The 19,189-nt window shown below is 70.0% G+C and carries 22 protein-coding genes and 1 pseudogene; 8 read left to right on the top strand and 15 right to left on the bottom strand.

Annotated elements, in window-relative coordinates:
- Window positions 1-103: 103 nt before the first annotated feature.
- Window positions 104-373, bottom strand: a complete 270-nt coding sequence (gene rpsO / locus A5704_RS21260) for a 30S ribosomal protein S15 (protein WP_003878661.1) — start codon at window positions 371-373, stop codon at window positions 104-106.
- A gap of 171 nt (window positions 374-544) precedes the next feature.
- Between rpsO and A5704_RS21255 the strand changes: the two genes are divergently transcribed.
- Together A5704_RS21255 and A5704_RS21250 are read left to right on the top strand one after the other, a co-directional pair.
- Window positions 545-886, top strand: coding sequence for a helix-turn-helix transcriptional regulator (locus A5704_RS21255; RefSeq protein WP_067750922.1), 342 nt, complete (start codon window positions 545-547; stop codon window positions 884-886).
- Between the two features lie 3 nt (window positions 887-889).
- Window positions 890-1,375, top strand: coding sequence for an SRPBCC domain-containing protein (locus tag A5704_RS21250; RefSeq protein WP_067750928.1), 486 nt, complete (start codon window positions 890-892; stop codon window positions 1,373-1,375).
- A gap of 12 nt (window positions 1,376-1,387) precedes the next feature.
- Here A5704_RS21250 and A5704_RS21245 read toward each other — a convergent pair whose 3' ends face one another.
- Window positions 1,388-2,365 carry a bifunctional riboflavin kinase/FAD synthetase gene (locus tag A5704_RS21245; RefSeq protein ID WP_067750956.1) on the bottom strand — a complete coding sequence of 326 codons (978 nt, stop codon included), beginning with the start codon at window positions 2,363-2,365 and terminating at the stop codon, window positions 1,388-1,390.
- A 101-nt stretch (window positions 2,366-2,466) separates the two neighbouring features.
- Between A5704_RS21245 and mntR the strand changes: the two genes are divergently transcribed.
- Entirely contained in the window at window positions 2,467-3,159 is a 693-nt protein-coding gene (gene mntR, locus A5704_RS21240; RefSeq protein ID WP_067780289.1) for a manganese-binding transcriptional regulator MntR, read from the top strand.
- A 119-nt stretch (window positions 3,160-3,278) separates the two neighbouring features.
- On the opposite strand, the gene A5704_RS21235 is transcribed toward mntR, so the two are convergent.
- From A5704_RS21235 to A5704_RS21220, 4 genes are all read right to left on the bottom strand, one after another.
- Window positions 3,279-4,469: a lipid-transfer protein gene (locus A5704_RS21235; protein WP_067750936.1), complete on the bottom strand. Its 1,191-nt coding sequence runs from the start codon at window positions 4,467-4,469 to the stop codon at window positions 3,279-3,281.
- Window positions 4,470-4,543: 74 nt separating this feature from the next.
- A complete protein-coding gene (gene truB / locus A5704_RS21230; RefSeq protein ID WP_067750941.1) occupies window positions 4,544-5,437 on the bottom strand; it encodes a tRNA pseudouridine(55) synthase TruB in 894 nt (297 codons plus the stop codon).
- Window positions 5,434-6,114 (bottom strand): 4'-phosphopantetheinyl transferase, encoded by a 681-nt coding sequence (locus tag A5704_RS21225; RefSeq protein ID WP_067890879.1) that lies wholly within the window; start codon window positions 6,112-6,114, stop codon window positions 5,434-5,436. Before A5704_RS21225 ends, truB begins: the two co-directional genes overlap by 4 nt.
- Entirely contained in the window at window positions 6,111-7,088 is a 978-nt protein-coding gene (locus tag A5704_RS21220; RefSeq protein WP_067759913.1) for a metallophosphoesterase, read from the bottom strand. The genes A5704_RS21225 and A5704_RS21220 overlap by 4 nt, the downstream gene beginning before the upstream one ends.
- A gap of 147 nt (window positions 7,089-7,235) precedes the next feature.
- Between A5704_RS21220 and A5704_RS21215 the strand changes: the two genes are divergently transcribed.
- Entirely contained in the window at window positions 7,236-7,820 is a 585-nt protein-coding gene (locus tag A5704_RS21215) for a DUF3558 domain-containing protein (RefSeq protein ID WP_067759917.1), read from the top strand.
- 27 nt (window positions 7,821-7,847) lie between these two features.
- Complete coding sequence (locus tag A5704_RS21210; protein ID WP_067759920.1) at window positions 7,848-9,572, top strand: CocE/NonD family hydrolase; 1,725 nt, start codon at window positions 7,848-7,850, stop codon at window positions 9,570-9,572.
- Here the strand turns inward: A5704_RS21210 and A5704_RS21205 are convergent.
- Both A5704_RS21205 and A5704_RS21200 read right to left on the bottom strand, forming a co-directional pair.
- Complete coding sequence (locus A5704_RS21205) at window positions 9,531-10,103, bottom strand: DUF1802 family protein (protein ID WP_067759923.1); 573 nt, start codon at window positions 10,101-10,103, stop codon at window positions 9,531-9,533. The two genes, A5704_RS21210 and A5704_RS21205, sit on opposite strands and share 42 nt — an antisense overlap.
- Window positions 10,100-10,369, bottom strand: coding sequence for a DUF2277 domain-containing protein (locus tag A5704_RS21200; RefSeq protein WP_067890876.1), 270 nt, complete (start codon window positions 10,367-10,369; stop codon window positions 10,100-10,102). Before A5704_RS21200 ends, A5704_RS21205 begins: the two co-directional genes overlap by 4 nt.
- 44 nt (window positions 10,370-10,413) lie before the next feature.
- Here A5704_RS21200 and A5704_RS21195 point away from each other — a divergent pair, with 44 nt between their 5' ends.
- From A5704_RS21195 to A5704_RS21185, 3 genes are read left to right on the top strand one after another with little or no spacing between them, the layout of a single operon-like run.
- Window positions 10,414-11,163 (top strand): enoyl-CoA hydratase, encoded by a 750-nt coding sequence (locus A5704_RS21195; protein ID WP_067759932.1) that lies wholly within the window; start codon window positions 10,414-10,416, stop codon window positions 11,161-11,163.
- An 11-nt stretch (window positions 11,164-11,174) separates the two neighbouring features.
- Window positions 11,175-11,546 (top strand): hypothetical protein, encoded by a 372-nt coding sequence (locus A5704_RS21190; RefSeq protein ID WP_067780304.1) that lies wholly within the window; start codon window positions 11,175-11,177, stop codon window positions 11,544-11,546.
- 22 nt (window positions 11,547-11,568) lie between these two features.
- Entirely contained in the window at window positions 11,569-12,150 is a 582-nt protein-coding gene (locus A5704_RS21185) for a hypothetical protein (protein ID WP_067780307.1), read from the top strand.
- Window positions 12,151-12,162: 12 nt separating this feature from the next.
- Here the strand turns inward: A5704_RS21185 and A5704_RS21180 are convergent, their stop codons facing one another.
- From A5704_RS21180 to A5704_RS29350, 7 genes and pseudogenes are all read right to left on the bottom strand, one after another.
- Window positions 12,163-13,173: a bifunctional oligoribonuclease/PAP phosphatase NrnA gene (locus tag A5704_RS21180; protein WP_067780310.1), complete on the bottom strand. Its 1,011-nt coding sequence runs from the start codon at window positions 13,171-13,173 to the stop codon at window positions 12,163-12,165.
- Entirely contained in the window at window positions 13,148-13,621 is a 474-nt protein-coding gene (rbfA, locus tag A5704_RS21175; protein WP_067759943.1) for a 30S ribosome-binding factor RbfA, read from the bottom strand. Before rbfA ends, A5704_RS21180 begins: the two co-directional genes overlap by 26 nt.
- Before the next feature lie 55 nt (window positions 13,622-13,676).
- On the bottom strand, window positions 13,677-16,439 hold the full coding sequence (gene infB, locus A5704_RS21170; protein WP_067890872.1) for a translation initiation factor IF-2: 2,763 nt from the start codon (window positions 16,437-16,439) through the stop codon (window positions 13,677-13,679).
- Between the two features lie 64 nt (window positions 16,440-16,503).
- Entirely contained in the window at window positions 16,504-16,764 is a 261-nt protein-coding gene (locus A5704_RS27920) for a YlxR family protein (RefSeq protein WP_369828483.1), read from the bottom strand.
- Window positions 16,765-16,972: 208 nt separating this feature from the next.
- The gene (nusA, locus tag A5704_RS21165) at window positions 16,973-18,028 is read right to left on the bottom strand and encodes a transcription termination factor NusA (protein ID WP_067779283.1); all 1,056 of its coding nucleotides are present in this window, start codon (window positions 18,026-18,028) and stop codon (window positions 16,973-16,975) included.
- Complete coding sequence (rimP, locus tag A5704_RS21160; protein ID WP_067759954.1) at window positions 18,028-18,552, bottom strand: ribosome maturation factor RimP; 525 nt, start codon at window positions 18,550-18,552, stop codon at window positions 18,028-18,030. Before rimP ends, nusA begins: the two co-directional genes overlap by 1 nt.
- A 177-nt stretch (window positions 18,553-18,729) precedes the next feature.
- Window positions 18,730-19,164, bottom strand: a pseudogene (locus A5704_RS29350) (hypothetical protein); the annotation flags it as partial.
- Between the last annotated feature and the right edge of the window lie 25 nt (window positions 19,165-19,189).

The raw sequence follows: 19,189 nt of genomic DNA, 5'->3' as shown, positions 1-19,189 counted from the left end.
AACGGCACACGCGGATCTGCGTGGCCGCACCGTTCGTTCGGGCCGAACCGGCCCAGAACGCTCCCACTCTACACGGGCGGGCGTAGCGCTCAGTAGACCCGGGTCAGCGGCGCAGGCCCAGGCGCTCGACCAGCGAGCGGTACCGCTCGACGTCGATCTGGGCGACGTACTTGAGCAGCCGGCGCCGGCGCCCGACCAGCAGCAACAGGCCCCGCCGCGAGTGGTGGTCGTGCTTGTGCACCTTCAGGTGCTCGGTCAGGTCGGCGATCCGCTTGGTCAGCAGCGCGACCTGCGCCTCCGGGGAACCGGTGTCGGTGTCGTGCAGGCCGTAGGTGCCCAGGATTTCCTTTTTTTGCTCGGCGGTCAGCGCCACGAAAATATCTCCATCAATCGGTGCCGCGAAAACTCTGGTGCGTGGCCGCCGCGGACTGCAGCACACGCCGTATCGGCTGGCGAGTCTATCAGCGGCGGTGACGTGCGCAGAAATCGCAGGCCAGCGCCGCGCTCTTGACAATCTACAACCATTTGGTTGTAGGTTGGACGGGTGACCGTAGACCAGGAGGACCGGGTGGACGCCCTGTTCCACGCGCTCGCCGACCGAACCCGGCGCGACATCATGCGCCGAACGCTGGCCGGGGAACACTCGGTTTCCGCGCTGGCACTCAAGTACGACATGAGCTTCGCGGCGGTGCAAAAGCATGTCGTCGTGCTGGAAAAGGCCGGACTGATCACCAAACGACGAAGCGGTCGCGAGCAGCTGGCCAGCGGCGACGTGACGGCCGTGCGGTCGGTGGCCGCCATGCTCACCGAATTGGAGCTCCTCTGGCGCGATCGCATCGCACGCGTCGACGACCTCATCGCATCCGACCCAACCCAGGAGGACTGAACCATGCCCGTGACCGACGTCCGGCACGACCCCGAGAACCTGACGCTGACCATCACCGCGGACTTCGCCGCTCCGCCGGCCCGAATCTGGCAGGTCTACGCCGACCCTCGTCAGCTGGAGAGGGTGTGGGGGCCGCCGTCCCACCCGGCGACCATCGTCGACCACAGCCTCACGCCCGGCAGCCGCACGACGTACTTCATGACCGGCCCCGACGGGGAGAAGTACGCCGGGTACTGGGAGATCACGGCCGTCGATGAGCCGACGAGCTTCTCGTTCCTCGACGGCTTCGCCGACGCGGACTTCAACCCGAACCCCGACCTGCCGGTCTCGAGGAACGTGTACACGTTCGCCGAGCACGACGGCGGCACCCGCGCGACCTACGTGAGCGCCTACTCCTCCGCCGAGGCGCTTCGACAGGTGCTGGACATGGGCGTCGTGGAGGGTGCGTCGTCGGCCATCAACCAGATCGACGACCTGATCGCCTCCTGACGCTTCCGCGGATCAGTCCTGGGCCGACAGGGTGGTGCGGGCCCGTTCGGTGTCTTTGCCCATCGCGTCGATGAGGTCCTTCACCGAGTCGAACTTGTGCTGCCCGCGGATGCGCGCGACGAAGTCCAACGCCACGTACTGACCGTAGAGGTCGGCGGTGGTGTCCAGGACGAAGGCCTCGACGGTGCGGGTGCGCCCGGAGAAGGTCGGGTTGGTGCCGACCGACACCGCGGCCTGGTAGCGCTCGCCCGGCACGACGGTGCCGGTCACCGGCCCGTGGCCGAGCAGGGTGAACCAGGCGGCGTACACGCCGTCGGCCGGGATCGCCGAATACATCGGCGGCGCCACGTTGGCGGTCGGGAACCCCAGCTCCATGCCGCGCCCCTCGCCCCGGACGACCACACCCTCGACCCGGTGCGGACGGCCCAACGCCTCCATGGCCGCCACCACGTCACCGGCGTCGACGCAGGACCGGATGTAGGTGGACGAGAACGTCACCGTCTCGTTGCTGTGGTGCTCCGAAAGTAGGGACATCGCCTCCACCGCGAACCCGAACCGGTCCCCCGCGCGCCGCAGCGTCTCGACGTTGCCGGCCGCCTTCTTGCCGAAGGTGAAGTTCTCCCCCACCACGACCTCCACCACATGCAGGTGCTCCACCAGCAGCTCGTGGACGTAGCGCTCCGGGGTCAGCTTCATGAAATCGCTGGTGAACGGCATCACGAGGAAGACGTCGATGCCCATCTCCTCGACCAGCTCGGCGCGTCGCGTCAGCGTCGTCAGCTGCGCCGGATGGCTGCCCGGGTAGACCACTTCCATCGGGTGCGGGTCGAAGGTCATCAGCACCGTCGGGACGTTGCGGGCGCGGCCGGCCTTCACCGCATGCGCGATCAGCTCGGCGTGGCCCCGGTGCACCCCATCGAAAACACCGATGGTGAGCACACACCTGCCCCAGTCCGTGGGAATCTCGTCTTGGCCGCGCCACCGCTGCACGACCGCAAGCCTACGGCGCGCGGCCCCCCGCCGGGAGATCCGCATGCGCGACGGTGTCGAGGAGCACACGATCAGGCGTGGGTTGCCTAAACTCTCTCGGTGTGAAGGCTGACGAAGAGCGTGGCGGTCTCACCGCGGTCGGCCAGGACTATCTGAAGGCCATCTGGAACGCGCAGGAATGGTCGGTGGAAAAGGTCAGCACCAAGATGCTGGCCGAGAAGATCGGGGTGTCGGCCAGCACCGCCTCGGAGTCGATCCGCAAACTGGCCGAACAGGGCCTGGTCGACCACGAGAAATACGGCGCGGTTTCGCTGACCGAGGCCGGCAGGCGCGCGGCGCTGGCCATGGTGCGCCGGCATCGGCTGCTGGAGACCTTCCTGGTCAACGAGCTCGGCTACGGCTGGGACGAGGTGCACGACGAGGCCGAAGTGCTCGAGCATGCGGTGTCGGACCGGCTGGTCGCCCGCATCGACGCCAAGCTGGGGTTCCCGCAGCGCGACCCGCACGGCGACCCCATCCCGGCCTCGGACGGGCAGGTGCCCACCCCGCCGGCGCGTCAGCTCTGGGCGTGCGACGACGGCGACGCCGGAACGGTCGCCCGCATCTCCGACGCCGACCCGCAGATGCTGCGCTATTTCGCCGACGTCGGCATCAACCTCGACTCCCGGCTGCGGGTCCTGACCCGTCGGGAATTCGCCGGCATGATCTCGGTGGCGATCGACTCGGGCGATGGCGCCGAGACGACGGTCGACCTGGGCAGCCCGGCCGCGCGGGCGATCTGGGTGGTCGGCTAGCGGCGATCGCAAGCGCGGCAAAGCCGGGCGCCGCGGGTCGCCGCCATTCGAGCTAGCGGCGATCGCAAGCGCGGCGAAGCCGGGCGCCGCGGGTCGCCGCCATTCGAGCTAGCCGCCCGTCAGCGCTCGGCGCGCTGGTAGGCGGTCACGACGGCCGCGCCGCCCAGACCGATGTTGTGTTGCAGTGCGGCGCTGACGTTCTCGACCTGACGCTTGTCCGCGGTGCCGCGCAGCTGCCAGGTCAGCTCGGCGCATTGCGCCAGCCCGGTGGCGCCAAGCGGGTGACCCTTCGAGATCAGGCCGCCCGAGGGGTTGACCACCCACCGCCCGCCGTAGGTGGTGTCGCCGTTGTCGATCAGCTTGGGCGCCTCACCCGGGCCGCACAGCCCCAGCGCCTCGTATAGCAGCAATTCGTTGGCCGAGAAGCAGTCGTGCAGCTCGATCACCTGGAAGTCCTCGGGCCCCAACCCGGACTGGTGGTAAACCTGTTGGGCCGCTTGGACATTCATGTCGTAGCCGATCAGGTTCTTGGCACTTCCGTCGAAGGTCGACTCGAAGTCGGTCGTCATCGCCTGACCGACGATCTCCACGGCCTGGCCCGCCAGCCCACGGCTGTCGACGAAGCTCTCCGAGGCCAGGATCGCCGCGCCGGAACCGTCTGAGGTGGGCGAGCACTGCAACTTGGTCAGCGGGTCGGAGATCATCCGCGCCGCCAGGATGTCGTCGAGCGTGTAGGACTCCTGGAACTGCGCGAACGGGTTATTGACCGAGTGCTTGTGGTTCTTGTAGCCGATTTTCGCGAAATGCTCTGCGGTGGTGCCGTATTGGCGCATGTGCTCGCGGCCCGCGGCGCCGAACATCCAGGGCGCGACGGGCATGGCGAACTCGTCGATCTCGGCCATCGCCTTGACGTGCTTGCCCATCGGCGATTCGCGGTCCTGGGCTCCGCCGCTCAGCGAACCGGGCTGCATCTTCTCGAAGCCGAGCGCGATGGCGCAGTCGACGATCCCGCCGCGGATGGCCTGGGCCGCCAGGAAGAGCGCGGTGGAGCCGGTCGAGCAGTTGTTGTTGACGTTGACGATCGGAATTCCCGTCATGCCCAGTTCGTAGAGGGCGCGCTGCCCGGACGTCGAATCGCCGGCGACGTAGCCGACGTAGCCCTGCTGCACCTCGCGGTAGTCGACGCCCGCGTCGGTGAGCGCGTTGGTGCCCGACTCGCGCGCCATGTCGGGGTAGTCCCAGCCTTCGCGGCGGCCCGGCTTCTCGAACTTCGTCATGCCGACGCCGACGACGTACACCTTGTTAGACATCTTTGTCCCTTTCCAGCGGCTCAGGCCCCCAGTGTGCAACTTAACCCCACCGGGCGCTCGATGGGGACCCTTCGCTACAGCGTCGCCGGGCGGATCACCACCACCGACTTGGTCCGCGAGCCCTCGTCGCGCAGCAGCGCGATCACCCGGCCGCCGGCGTCGCAGGCGGCGTAGACGCCGTCGATGCCCGCCGGCGAGAGGCCTCGCCCGTTGGCCGCGGCCTCGGCCTCCTCGGCGGTCAGCTCGCGCCGCGGAAAGACCAGCAGGCACGCCTCGTCCAGGGTCAAGGACAGGGCGGGCCGCTCGGCCAGGTCTTCGAGCGAACGGGCCTGCTCCAGCGTGAAGCGGCCCACGCGGGTGCGCCGCAGGGCCGTCAGATGTCCGCCCACGCCGAGTGCGGCGCCGACGTCGCGGGCCAGGGCGCGAACGTAGGTGCCCGACGAGCAGTCGACTTCCACGTCGACGTCGACGAAGGGACCATCGGAGCGAACGTCGCACACCTCGAAGCGGTCGATGCGGACCGGCCGGGCCGCGAGTTCGACGGCCTGGCCCTCGCGAACCAGCCGGTAGGCGCGGCGGCCGTCCACCTTGATGGCGCTCACCGCCGACGGCACCTGGTCGATCTCACCGCGTAGGCCGGCGACCGCGGTGTCGATCTCCCCGCGCGTCAGGTGCGCGGCCGAAACGCTGTGCAGCACTTCCCCTTCGGCGTCCTCGGTGGACGTGGTCTGCCCGAGCCGGATGGTGGCGGCGTACGACTTGGAAGCGGCCGTCAGCAGGCCGAGGATCTTGGTGGCGCGGTCCACGCCGATCACCAGCACGCCGGTGGCCATCGGGTCCAGCGTCCCGGCGTGCCCCACCCTGCGGGTGGCGAAGATGCGACGGCAGCGCCCCACCACGTCGTGACTGGTCATCCCGGCCGGTTTGTCGACGATGACCAACCCAGGGCCGGCAGGGCTCGACGTCATAGCACGATGGCGGTCAGCACCAGTCCCCGCTCCACCGACCACCGGCCCCGCAGCGCGGTCAGCGGTGGCCCGTCGAGCGCCTGCCCGTCGATCAGGATCTTGGACACGAACACCCCGGTCGTCCCGCCGTCGGGCGGGTCGAGGTCGAACACGATGTGGGCGTCCTCGAAACCCAGCCAGCGCTCGGTCAATGGAAACCAGGCCTTGTACGTTGCCTCCTTGGCGCAGAACAGGATTCGGTCCCAGTGCAGGCCCGCGGGCAGCGCCGCCATCTCGTGGCGCTCCTCGGGCAGGCTGATCGCGTTCAGCACGCCGTCGGGCAACACGTCGTGCGGTTCGGCGTCGATGCCCAGCGAGCGCACCGCCTCGGTGCGGCCCACGACCGCGCCGCGGTAGCCGGTGCAGTGGGTGAGGCTGCCCACCACGCCGTCGGGCCAGCACGGTTCGCCCTTGTCGCCCTTGAGGATCGGCACCGGCGGCAGGCCGAGTTCGCCCATCGCCACGCGGGCGCAGTGCCTGACGGTGATGAACTCGTTGCGCCGCTTGGCGACCGACTTGGCGATCAGCGGCTCCTCCTCGGGCAGCGGGGCCAGATCGGGCGGGTCGGAATACAGCTCGGAGTAGGCCAGCTCGCGCGCGTCGGGCAGTACCGAGGAGACCAGCAACTGCTCGGTCATCGGGACTGCCGCTGCCGCAACCGTTCCCGGAACTGCGCGGCCTGCTGCCGCATCTCGGGGGTGATCTCGAAATGGCCGCCAAAGTCGTTGAGGTAGCCCGGCGCGTACTGCGGGTCGGGCAGCACCTGGCGCAACCAGCTGTGCGGCTTGCGGCGCCGCCATTCCCGCGGGTAGCCCACCGACACCTCCTCGAAGCGCACGTCGTCGTACCAGGTGGTCCGCGGGATGTGCAGGTGGCCGTAGACCGAACAGACGGCGTTGTATCGCGTGTGCCAGTCGGCGGTCTTGGTGGTTCCGCACCACAGCGAGAACTCGGGATAGAACAGCGCGTCGCAGGGTTCGCGCACCATCGGGAAATGGTTCACCAGAACCGTCGGCGTCATCCAGTCGAGTTGCTCGAGGCGGGCCCGAGTGGCGGCGAGCCGCTCCCGGCACCAGGCCTCCCGGGTCGGGTACGGCTCCGGCGAGAGCAGGAATTCGTCGGTGGCGACGACGTTGCGCTCCCGCGCGATGGTCAGGCCCTCCGCTTTGCTCGTCGCACCCTCGGGCAAGAAGCTGTAGTCGTAGAGCAGGAACATCGGCACGATCGTGGCGGGGCCGCCGCGCTCGGTCCACACCGGGAAGGGATGTTCGGGGGTGACGACGCCCATCTCGTCGCACATGTTGACCAGGTAGTCATAGCGGGACTTGCCGAAGATCTGCACCGGGTCGCGGGTGGTGGTCCACAGCTCGTGATTGCCGGGCACCCAGATCACCTTCGCGAATCGGCGGCGCAGCAGGTCAAGCGCCCAGCGGATCTCGTCGGTGCGTTCGGCGACGTCGCCGGCGACGATCAGCCAATCGTCCGGCGAGGACGGGTGCAGGGATTCGGTGACGGGCTTGTTGCCGAGGTGCCCGGTGTGCAGGTCGGAGACGGCCCACAGCGTCGGTTGTCCCCCGTTGGGCGATTCGTGCCCCGCATTTTGACCAGCCACGATTAACCAGCCTAATGACCCGCGGTCGCGGGCCGGCCAGGACCGGCCCTTGCCCGCGGCATTAGAACGTGTTCTTGTTTCCCTGTGGCCTCACCGACGCGACTTGTACACTCCCGGCAAAGGAGCGCCGAGCCGTCAGGGGGTGTCGTGTTCGCCAAGGTGCGTCTGATCGGGGCGGTGGGCGCCCTGGTCGCAGCGGCCGTAGCAGGCACCGCGGGATGGCTGGGGGCCGCGCCGGGGCCCGAGGGCGGTGGGCGCGTCGAGCTGCGCTCGACCGCGGCGCCGATGGAGACCACGATGAAGAGCCCGATCGTGGCGACCACCGACCCGCGCCCCTTCGACGCGTGCGAGGACATCCCGTTCGACGTGATCCAGCGGCTCGGGCTGGGATTCACACCGCCCGAACACGAAGACGGCCTGCGCTGCCACTTCGACGCGGGTAACTACCAGGTGGCCGTCGAGCCGATCATCTGGCGCACCTACGAGGAGACGCTGCCGCCCGACGCCGTCGAGACGACGATCGCGGGCCACCGCGCCGCGCAGTACTGGGTGCTCAAGCCGACGTACCACAACAGCTACTGGTATTACTCCTGCATGACCGTGTTCAAGACCAGCTACGGCGTGCTGCAGCAGGCGCTGTACTACTCGACGGTCTACTCCAATCCCGAGGTGGACTGCATGTCCACCAATCTGCAGCGCGCCAACGACCTGGCGCCTTACTACAAGTTCTAGGGACCGGCGGGCCTTAACCTGGGCACCGTGAGTATCACCTCCACGCGACCAGCCCAGCCCGCCCTGCACACCCTGCGGCACGTCGGCGCCAAGGCCGCCGGCCGGCTGCTGGGGCTGCGGCCCGCGACGATGGACTACACCGTCGAACGCGTGCGGGTGCCCATGCGCGACGGGGTCGACCTGGTGGCCGATCACTACGCGCCGGCCACCGCGTCGGCCGCCGGCACCGTGCTGGCCCGGGGCCCTTACGGGCGCGCGTTGCCGTTCTCGCTGCTGTTCGGGGCGCTGTACGCAAGCCGCGGCTACCACGTCGTGTTGCAGAGCGTGCGCGGCACGTTCGGGTCGGGCGGGGCATTCGAGCCGATGGCCAACGAGGCCGCCGACGGCGCCGACACCGTGGCCTGGCTGCGCGAGCAGCCCTGGTTCACCGGCAGCTTCGCCACCGTCGGCCTGTCCTACCTCGGGTTCACCCAGTGGGCGCTACTGACCGATCCCCCACCGGAGCTGGCCGCGGCCGTCATCACGGTGGGGCCGCACGATTTCAACGAATCCGTCTGGGGCACAGGCTCGTTCGCCATCAACGACTTCCTGGGCTGGAGCGACATGGTGGCCCACCAGGAGGACCCGATCCGGGCGCGTTCCGCGCTGCGCCAGCTGCAGAACCGCGGCAAGGTGGCACAGGCGGCCCTCGGGCTGCCGGTCGGCGAGACGGCTCGCGCGCTGCTCGGCGCGGGCGCGCCGTGGTTCGAGTCGTGGGTGGAGCACACCGATCCGGGCGACCCGTTCTGGGACGCGCTGCGCTGCGGCGCCGCGCTGGACCGGGCCGAGGTGCCCGTGCTGCTGATCGGCGGCTGGCAGGACATCTTCGTCAGGCAGACGCTGCAGCAGTACGCGCACCTGCGCGGCCGGGGCCTCGACGTCGCGCTCACCATGGGCCCGTGGACGCACGCCCAGGTGCTCACCACCGGATTGAGCACCTGCATGCGGGAGTCGCTGGACTGGCTGGACACCCACCTGGGCGGCGCGCCCGCGGACCGGCCCAGCCGGGTGCGGGTCTGCGTCACCGGGCAGGGCTGGCGCAACGTGCCCGACTGGCCGCCGGCCACCACCGAACGCGCGCTGTACCTGCGGCCGGGCGGCCACCTCGGCGAGACCGCGCCGACGGACCTGACGCGGCTGGCACCGGCGACCTTCCGCTACGACCCCGCCGACCCCACCCCTACCACGGGCGGACCGTTGCTCTCGCCGAACGGCGGCTACCGCGACGACAGCCGGCTCGCCGCGCGCGACGACGTGCTGGCCTTCACCAGCCTCACCCTCACCCACGACCTCTGCGTCTACGGGAGCCCGGTGGTCGAGCTGGCGCACGGCGCGGACAACCCCCACGTCGACCTGTTCGTCCGGGTGAGCGAGGTCGACTTCAAGGGCCGATCGAAGAACGTCAGCGACGGCTACCGGCGGCTGGACGCCGCCGCCAAGAACGCAAAGAACTCGAAGAAAACCCTCCGCATCGAGCTCGACGGCGTCGCCCACCGCTTCCGCGCCGGCTCCCGCATCCGGGTGCTGATCGCCGGCAGCTGGTTCCCCCGTTACGCGCGCAACCTGGGCACCGACGAGCCGATCCTGACGGGCCGGCAGTCCAGGCCGGCCACCCACACCGTGCGCTACGGCCGCTCCCGGCTGCTGCTGCCCGTCGGCCCGCTCGACCTGTCAGCCAACGGCGCGGCGGACGCGGGCGGCGACCTCGGCTAGCGCCGCGTCGTCATGAACGGGCGCCCCGAACGGCGCCCGCACGGGCAGCTCCACCCAGCTCTTGCAGCCCCCGTAGTCGGGTGCGCGGGTGATGTCCACCGGCTCGGCCAACGGATGCACCGACACCACCAGCACCGCCAGCTTGTGCTTCGGGCGGAAGTCCAGCCGGTCGGCGCGCACCGACTCGGCGGTCCAGATGTGCAGGTCCTCGATCGACGGCAGGCCCTCGGGCTGGTTAACCGGCACCGCCGCAACGACTTTCGCCGCCGCCCGGATCACCAGGCGATCCTCGGCGCTGTCGGCGGCGGCCGCCTCGAGCAGGTCGCGATGCTCGGGCCGGACGCGCTCCGCGTGGCTGTGCGCGACCGTCGGGAACAACAGGAACTCGTCGGCGGCCAGCTCGAAGCGCTTCTCCCCGATGCCGCCCTTGCGCAGCAGCACCCGCTGCCGCCCGTCCAGCAGGGCGTGCACCGCCGCGCTCCACTCCTTCAGCGCGGGCGTCGCGGTTCCGGTGGTGGTCGTCTGCGTCATTGCGCGTTCTCGAGGCGGGCGATCACTTCGGGCCGGCGCAGCGGCGGGACCGTCTTGGGCGGCTGCCGTCGCGGGGGCAGCGCCGCCAACAACCGCGTCGTCGTCTCGGTCACCTCGGCGACGGCGGCTTCGAACGCCTCGGCGTTGATCGCCGACGGGTGGGTGATGCCGCTGACCTTGCGGACGTACTGGCGCGCCGCCGCCGCGATTTCCTGCGGCGTGGCCGCGGGCTGCAAGCCCCTCAGCTCGGTGATGTTCCGGCACATGGGATCCACGATAGGCGCCGCGAGTCACCCTCTACGGTGAACACATGACCGATGACATCCTGCTGATCGAGACCGACGAGCGGGTGCGCACCCTGACCCTCAATCGGCCGCAGTCCCGCAACGCGCTGTCCTCCGCGCTGCGGGATCGGTTCTTCGGGGCCCTCGCCGACGCGGAAACCGACGACGACGTCGACGTCATCATCGTCACCGGCACCGACCCGGTGTTCTGCGCGGGCCTGGACCTCAAGGAGCTGGGGGGTTCCTCGGCTCTTCCGGACATCTCCCCGCGGTGGCCACCGCTGAGCAAGCCGGTCATCGGTGCGATCAACGGCGCCGCGGTGACCGGCGGACTGGAGCTGGCCCTGTACTGCGACATCCTGATCGCCTCGGAGAACGCCCGGTTCGCCGACACCCACGCCCGCGTGGGCCTGCTGCCCACCTGGGGGCTGAGCGTGCGGCTGCCGCAGAAGGTGGGCGTCGGCCTGGCCCGGCGCATGAGCATGACCGGGGACTACCTGTCGGCGGCCGACGCGCTGCGCGCCGGGCTGGTGACCGAGGTGGTGCCGCACGAGGCGCTGTCGGGCACCGCCCGCGCCGTGGCGGCGTCGATCGTCGGCAACAACCAGGACGCGGTGCGGGCGCTGCTGGCGTCCTATCACCGGATCGACGACGCGCAGACCAGCGCGGGCTTGTGGCAGGAGGCGATGGCGGCCCGCCGGTTCCGGACCAGTGGCGACGACATCGCCGCCAACCGCGAGGCGGTGCTGCAGCGCGGCCGGGCCCAGGTCCGTTAGCGGCCGAACTGATGACGCAATTCCCGCCGCCTCAGCGGCGCGGACGAGCGACCGCGGACACCGTCGCGACCGTGCTGCTCTTCGTCGTGCAGCTGGTGGTCAGTGCCGGGGCGTTCGCCTTGGCATTGTTGTCCTCGATGTGGTTGATGCTGCCGATATGCAGCGATAACTGCGACAGCCCCGGTGTCACCCACTTCGTCCACCGCACCTTCGCCGGGACGGTCGTCATCGTCGCCGGAATAGCCGTGGGACTGCTGGTGTCATGCGTCGGGGCGCTGGTCGCGGGTGCTCGCCGACGCCCCGGGATGTGGAAATGGCCGGCATTAGGCCTGGTCATGGCCCTCGGGTCCGTTTTGATCGCCGCTGGTTTATGGGTGAACTGAGGTCAACCCATACGATCAGCTGATGCGTACGGTCGTCGACGTCACCGTGAGGGTCCTGGTGGGCGCTCTGGCGCTCGCGTTCGCGCTCGCGGGGCCCGCGTTGCCGCGCGCGGCCGCGCTGCCACCGGCGGGCTTTCCCAGTCTGGACGGTTTCGCCCCGGTCCCGGCGGACGGCTACGTGGCCAGCTCCGGGCCGGGCACCCCGCCCCGAATCAGTTTCTCCACCCCGTACTCGCTGGCGTGCGACTTCTACGGCGGGCCGGCGCCCGCGCCGCAGCCGTCACAGGACATCAAGTGCAAGGGCGACATGCCCGGGATCGACGACGTTCCCGTCCTCGGCGGGCGCCCGCACCCGGGCGACTGCCTGGTGGGTTCCGCTGAGTTCAAGGGGCCGGGCTACCAATTGAGCCGCATGTCCTACGGCGGATGCGACGGCAACCCCGCGGCTCTTCCCCCGGGCGGCAAGTTGCTCGGAGTGGGCCAGAAGCTGACGTACCTGAACGTCACGTGCGCCGTCGGCGCCGACAACCTGGTGGCCTGCCTGGACACCACCAGCGGCGACCACGGATTCGTGCTGCAGCGCGCGGGCAGCTGGGCGTTCTAGCCCAACGGCGTCCTAGCCCAGGGCACTGCGCAGCGAAGCCACCGCGTCCTCGATCGGGCCGCTCGTCGAATAGCCGGCGGCCAGCCGGTGACCGCCCCCGCCGAACGCGGACGCGACCGCCGCCAGGTCCACCTCGGCCTTGGCCCGCATCGACACCGACCACTGCAGCGGGTCGACCTCCTTGAACACCGCGGCCACCTCCGCCTGCTGCGTGGTGCGCACGATGTCGACGATGCTCTCGACTTCCTCGGGACGCGAACTGATCCAATCCTGGTGTCGGACAACCGCATACACCAGCCCCCGACCACCGGCGGCGTCGGGCAGCAGGTGCGCGGAGCCCAGCACGCGGGAGAGCAGCGGCAGCCAGTCGAAGGGGTGGCTGTCCATCAGCGTCCGGCTGATCGCCGCGTTGTCCACGCCCGCCTCCACCAGCCGGGCCGCCAGCCGAAGGGCGCGGGCGGTGGCCCAGCGGAAGGAACCGGTGTCGGTGGTCAGCCCGGCATAGATGCAGTGCGCGACGTCCGGGTCGATCGGCTTGTCCCACGCGTCGAGGATGTCGGCGATCAACATCGTGGTCGAATCCGCCGACACGTCAACGAAATTCGCGGTGCCGAACAGCTCGTTGGAGGCGTGGTGGTCGATCACCAGCGATTCGCGGCCCGGACCGGCCAGCTCGCTGAGCGCGCCGAGCCGCTTGACGCTCGGAACGTCAACGGTGACAACCAAATCGACGTCGCGCTGCATCGCATCCGCGGCCACCAGCAATCCACAGCCGGGCAGCGAGGCCAGCGACTCGGGCAGCGTCGCGGGCTCGGCGAAACCGACCTCGACGCTTTTGCCGCACTTGTCCAGCACCAAGGCCAGCGCCAGCCCGGCGCCGATGGTGTCGGCGTCGGGGTGGACGTGGGCGACCACCGCGATGGTTTCGGCGGCGGAAAGCAATTCGACCGCACCGCGGGCGTCGACGCGTGCCCCGGCTCCCGCGGCGCGGGACAGCTCAGTCTTCGCGTCGGTCGCCGTCACCGGTGTCCTCGTCGCTTGCCCCGCTGGGACGGTAAGGATCGGCATCCCCGGCCGGCTTGGCCCCCGATCGGACGCGCGCCAGGTCCGCGTCCGCGGCGCGGGCGCGCGCCAGCAACTCGTCCATCCGCTGCACGGTGTCCAACGTGGTGTCGCGGCTGAAGGTCAGGGTCGGCGTGAAGCGCACACCGGTGCCCGCCCCCACCATGGTGCGCAGCGCGCCCTTGGCCCGCTCCAGCGCGGCCGCCGCGGCGGCGTAGTCCGGCTCGTCGTCCAGGGTGCGGCCCATCACGGTGTAGAACACCGTCGCATCGTGCAGGTCGGCGGTGACCTTCGTGTCGACGATGGTCACCCCGTCGAGCCCCGGATCCTTGATCTCGAATTCGATCGCCGATGCGACGATCGTGTTGATGCGTTTGGCCAGTCGGCGCGCCCGGGCGGGGTCGGCCATTATGAATTCACCGCCTTCTCCTCATCACTTCGTTCTGCATCGTCGGCGGTGGCGGTCAGGCGCGCTCCTTCTGCACGAGCTCGTAGGACTCGATGATGTCGCCTTCCTTGATGTCGGAGTAGCCCAGCGTCATACCGCACTCGAAGCCCTCGCGCACCTCGGTCACGTCGTCCTTCTCCCGGCGCAGCGAGTTGATCGTGAGGTTCTCGGTGACCACGACGTTGTCCCGCAACAAGCGGGCCTTCGCGTTGCGCCGCACCACCCCGGAGCTGATCATGCAGCCGGCGATGATGCCGACCTTGGAGGACCGGAAGATCGCGCGGATCTCGGCGCGACCCAGCTCCTGCTCCTCGTAGATCGGCTTGAGCATGCCGCGCAAGGCCTTCTCGATGTCGTCGATCGCCTGGTAGATCACCGAGTAGTAGCGGATCTCCACACCCTCGCGGTTGGCCAGCTCCGTCGCCTTGCCCTCGGCGCGCACGTTGAACCCGATGATCACCGCGTCCGACGCCGACGCCAGGTTGACGTTGGTTTCGGTGATGCCACCGACGCCACGGTCGATGACGCGCAGTTCCACCTCGTCGTCGACCTGGATGCCCATCAGGGCCTCCTCGAGCGCCTCGACCGTACCGGCGTTGTCGCCCTTGAGGATCAGGTTCAGCTGGCTGGTTTCCTTCAGCGCCGAGTCCAGGTCCTCCAGGCTGATGCGCTTGCGGGACCGCGCCGCCAGCGCGTTGCGCCTGCGGGCGCTGCGCCGGTCGGCGATCTGGCGAGCGATGCGGTCTTCGTCGACGACCAGGAAGTTGTCACCGGCGCCCGGGACCGACGTGAAGCCGATGACCTGCACCGGCCGCGACGGCAACGCCTCCTCGACGTCGTCGCCGTGCTCGTCGACCATGCGGCGAACCCGACCGTACGCGTCGCCGGCCACCACCGAGTCGCCGACGCGCAGCGTGCCGCGCTGCACCAGCACCGTCGCGACCGGGCCGCGGCCGCGGTCCAGGTGCGCCTCGATCGCCACGCCCTGGGCCTCCATGTCGGGGTTGGCCCGCAGGTCCAGGGCCGCGTCGGCGGTCAGCAGCACCGCCTCTTCGAGCGCTTCGATGTTCGTGCCCTCCTTCGCCGAGATGTCGACGAACATCGTGTCGCCACCGAAATCCTCGGCCACCAAACCGTATTCAGTGAGCTGTGCCCGGATCTTGGCCGGGTCGGCGCCCTCCTTGTCGATCTTGTTGACGGCCACCACGATCGGCACGTCGGCCGCCTGCGCGTGGTTGATGGCCTCCACCGTCTGCGGCATCACGCCGTCGTCGGCGGCGACCACCAGGATGGCGATGTCGGTGGCCTTCGCGCCGCGGGCACGCATGGCGGTGAACGCCTCGTGTCCCGGGGTGTCGATGAAGGTGATCAGCCGCTCGTTGCCGTCGAGGTCGACCGAGACCTGGTAGGCACCGATGTGCTGGGTGATGCCACCGGCCTCGGCCTCACGCACGCTGGCGTTCCGGATCGTGTCCAGCAGCCGCGTTTTACCGTGGTCGACGTGACCCATCACGGTCACCACCGGCGGCCGGGTCTGCAGGTCTTCCTCGCCGCCCTCGTCCTCGCCGTAGGTCAGGTCGAACGACTCCAGCAGCTCGCGGTCCTCGTCCTCCGGGCTGACGACCTGGACGACGTAGTTCATCTCGCTGCCCAGCAGCTCGAGCGTCTCGTCGCCGACCGATTGGGTGGCCGTCACCATCTCGCCGAGGTTGAACAACGCCTGCACCAGCGAGGCCGGGTTGGCGTTGATCTTGTCGGCGAAGTCGGAGAGCGACGCGCCGCGGGCCAGCCGGATCGTCTCGCCGTTGCCGTGCGGCAACCGCACGCCGCCGACGACCGGCGCCTGCATGTTCTCGTATTCGGCGCGTTTCGCCCGCTTGGACTTGCGGCCGCGTCGGGGCGCACCCCCGGGACGGCCGAACGCGCCGGCCGCGCCGCCGCGCTGACCGGGGCCGCCGCCGCCGCCACCGCCGCCACCGGGACGGCCTCGAAAACCTCCCGCACCGCCGCCACCCCCGGGCGGGGCCCCAACTCCACCACCGCCGCGGTAGTTTCCACCGCCGCCGTCACGACCGCCGGGGCCGCCGGGGCGCCCACCGCCGGGCCGCGGCGCGCCGGGCCGGGCCGGGCGGCCCTGACCGGCGGCGCCGCCGGGACGGGGCGGCATGTTGCCGGGCGAAGCGCCGGGACGCGGCGCACCGGGCCGGGGCGCCCCGGGGCGGGGCACCGGGCGCGGGATCGGCCGGTCGACGGGCTGCGCGGACGAGAACGGGTTGTTGCCGACGCGCGGGGTGCGCACGCCGGGCTTCGGCGCCGGACCGGGGCGCGGACCCGGCGTCATGCCGGGTTGGGGTCCGGGCTGGCCGGCCGGCTGGCCGGGCGCGGGCGGCTTCGGCTGCCCGGGCTGTCCCGGTGAGGGGCGGCCGGGCACCGGCCCGGGACGGGCCGGCGCTTCGGTGGGCGCGGCCGGGGCGGCCTGCGCCGTGGCCGTCGTCGCTGCGCCGGCGGCCTCGCCATTGCCGATGGCCTTGTCGAGTGCCTGATCGAGCGATTTGTCCGGTCCCCGGACGGGAGCCTTGGCGGCCGCCTTGGCCGCGGTCTTCTGGGGAGCCGCCTTGCCGCCCCCGAAGGATTCGCGCAGTCGACGAGCGACCGGCGCCTCCACCGTTGACGATGCGGATTTTACGAATTCGCCCTGTTCATTCAGCCGGGCGAGGACTTCCTTGCTGGTGACACCGAGTTCCTTAGCCAACTCGTGTACGCGGGCCTTACCTGCCACTACATCTCCTGTCTATGAGGCGACAGTCGTGGGGCCGCGCCTCGGGTTTAGCTATGACGCATGGTCATCGGGACTTCACGGTGTGCTCATGTTCTTTGCTGCCTCTTCTGTTGGTGCCGAGACGATCGGGCGCGCCTAGAGACTCTAGGTGCTCGACCACCGCGGACACGTCCGGGGGACCGGCGATGCGCAGCGCTCTGGTGAAAGCCCGCCGCCGAATCGCCTGTTGCACGCACTGCGATACGGGATGCAGCCACGCACCCCGCCCCGGCAGGCTACTCCTGGTGTCAACGATCACGGCATATTCGCCGTTCCCGCGCGACACAGCCACTACGCGAAGCAGTTCGACGACCAACTCTCGCTTCCGGCACCCGACACACGTCCGGACGGGTCCGTCCACACGCCTGTGCGCCGAGACCGAAGGCTCACGCTGGATCACGGCTCAGTCTAGCGTCACTTACCCGATCGTCAGAACCGCCCGACGGTGCTGGGCGCTCTCCCCCGCGGCCGCCCTGGCGGGCGGGGTTGCTGCGCTAACGCTCGTGCGCCATCGGATGGGTGGCGCCGTGTTCGGGGTGAGCTTGCGAATGCGCCTCGGAACCACCCGGCGTATCGCCGCGGATGTCGATGCGCCACCCGGTGAGGCGGGCGGCCAACCGCGCGTTCTGGCCCTCCTTGCCGATGGCCAGCGACAGCTGGAAATCGGGCACCACCACGCGGGCGGCCCGCGCGCTCTGGTCGATGATCGACACGGAGACCACCTTGGCCGGTGACAGGGCGTTGGCGACGAACCGCGACGGGTCGTCGTCGTAGTCGATGATGTCGATCTTCTCCCCGGACAGCTCGCTCATCACGTTGCGGACCCGCTGTCCCATCGGGCCGATGCAGGCCCCCTTCGCGTTCAGGCCGGGAACATTGGATTTCACCGCGATCTTGGAGCGATGGCCGGCCTCGCGCGCGACCGCGACGATCTCGACCAAGCCGTCGGCGATCTCGGGAACCTCCAGGGAGAACAGCTTGCGCACCAGGTTCGGATGCGTCCGCGACAGCGTGATCATCGGCTCACGGGCGCCGCGGGTCACACCGATCACGTAGCACCGCACCCGGTTGCCGTGTTCGTAGCTTTCACCGGGGACCTGTTCGGCCGCCGGGATCACGCCCTCGGAGGCCTTGGTTTCGGTGCCCATCCGCACCACCACCAGACCGCGGGCGTTGGCGCGGCTGTCCCGCTGGATGACGCCCGCGACGATCTCCCCCTCGCGGGTGGAGAACTCGCCATAGGTGCGCTCGTTCTCCGCGTCCCGGAACCGCTGCAGCATGACCTGCCGCGCGGTGGTCGCCGCGATGCGGCCGAAACCCTCGGGGGTGTCGTCCCATTCGCTGATGACGTTGCCGTCCTCATCGGTCTCGCGGGCGACGACCTTCACGACACCGGTCTTGCGGTCGATCTCGATGCGGGCGTCGTTCTGGTGGCCCTCGGTGTGCCGGTAGGCGGTGAGCAGCGCCGACTTGATCGTCTCGAGTAGCTCGGTGACCGAGATGCCCCGATCCACCTCGATGGCATGCAGCGCCGCCATGTCGATGTTCATCAGCGCCGCTCCTTCCTGTCGGCCTGGCCCGCCAAGTCCAGCTCCGCCTGGGCGGGGGGCGAAAACTCCACCTGGACAACGGCTTTGGCGATATCGGCGAGCGGAATGTCGCGCACCCGGTAGTCACGGCCTTCGCGGACCACCAGGGCGACCGCGTGATCGTGGGTCTCGCCGACGCGCCCCGTCAGCCGCGAACCGTCCGACAGGTCCACGTCGACCTTCCTGCCACGGGCGCGGCGGAAGTGTTTGGCACTGGTCAGCGGGCGGTCCACGCCCGGCGAGCTCACCTCGAGCACATACCGGTCCCGGATGCCGTCCATGCCGTCCAGCAAAGTCGACGCTGAGCGCGACAGCGTCGCGATGGTGTCCAGGTCGAGCGCGTCGTCACCGTCGGCGACCACCATGATCCGCGGGGGGCGCGTCCGGGCGTCGATGACCACGTCTTCGATCTCGTATCCGGCGCGCGCGAACTCATCACCGAGTAGCTCGATCACCTGCGTCTGCGAAGGTAGCCCGGTGGTCACGGCGAGCTCCTCATCTTGAGTTGTCCGGTCAGCTGGAGGGTGTCGCCGCCCCGTGGTTTGGGGGCGGCTCCAGTGTCCTGGCGGAACGCGAGGGCTGCCGTTCCGCGAGAGCCAGCTATCAACGATACGCCAGGAATCGCCTCTGACGACCCGATCGCGCCTGGCTTCGTAACCGCCGCCGCGCCGATGGCAGGATGTGGTTGTGGCTAGCGCAGTTCCCCCCGTCAACCGGCGTGGTGTGCTCGCCGGCGGCGGTCCCGGCGGCTCGGCCGCGCTCGGGCTGGGGCTCGTCGTCTCGCTGGTCGACGAGCTGGTGATCTTGCCGGCTGCCCGCGAGATCTCCGTCGACAGCGCGCGGGCATGCGCGGCGCGTTGATTCGCCACCACCGCCAGCGCGGCGGCGATCTGCGGTGGATTGCCGACGGCCGCTGCGGCGGCACCGGCCAGCGCGCTGTCCTTGCGGGCCTGATCCAACGGCCCCAGCAGCTCTTCGACGGCCGGGGGCTTCGGCGGGGATTCGCCGCAGGCGGAGGTGACCACCCCGAGCGCCGCCAGAGCCACGCCGCCGGCGAGCACACCACGCCGGTTGACGGGGGGAACTGCGCTAGCCACAACCACATCCTGCCATCGGCGCGGC

Source organism: Mycobacterium sp. E735 (assembly GCF_001666955.1).
In the GTDB taxonomy this organism is placed as follows: Bacteria; Actinomycetota; Actinomycetes; order Mycobacteriales; family Mycobacteriaceae; genus Mycobacterium.
This window is presented reverse-complemented; position numbering and strand designations above follow the sequence as displayed.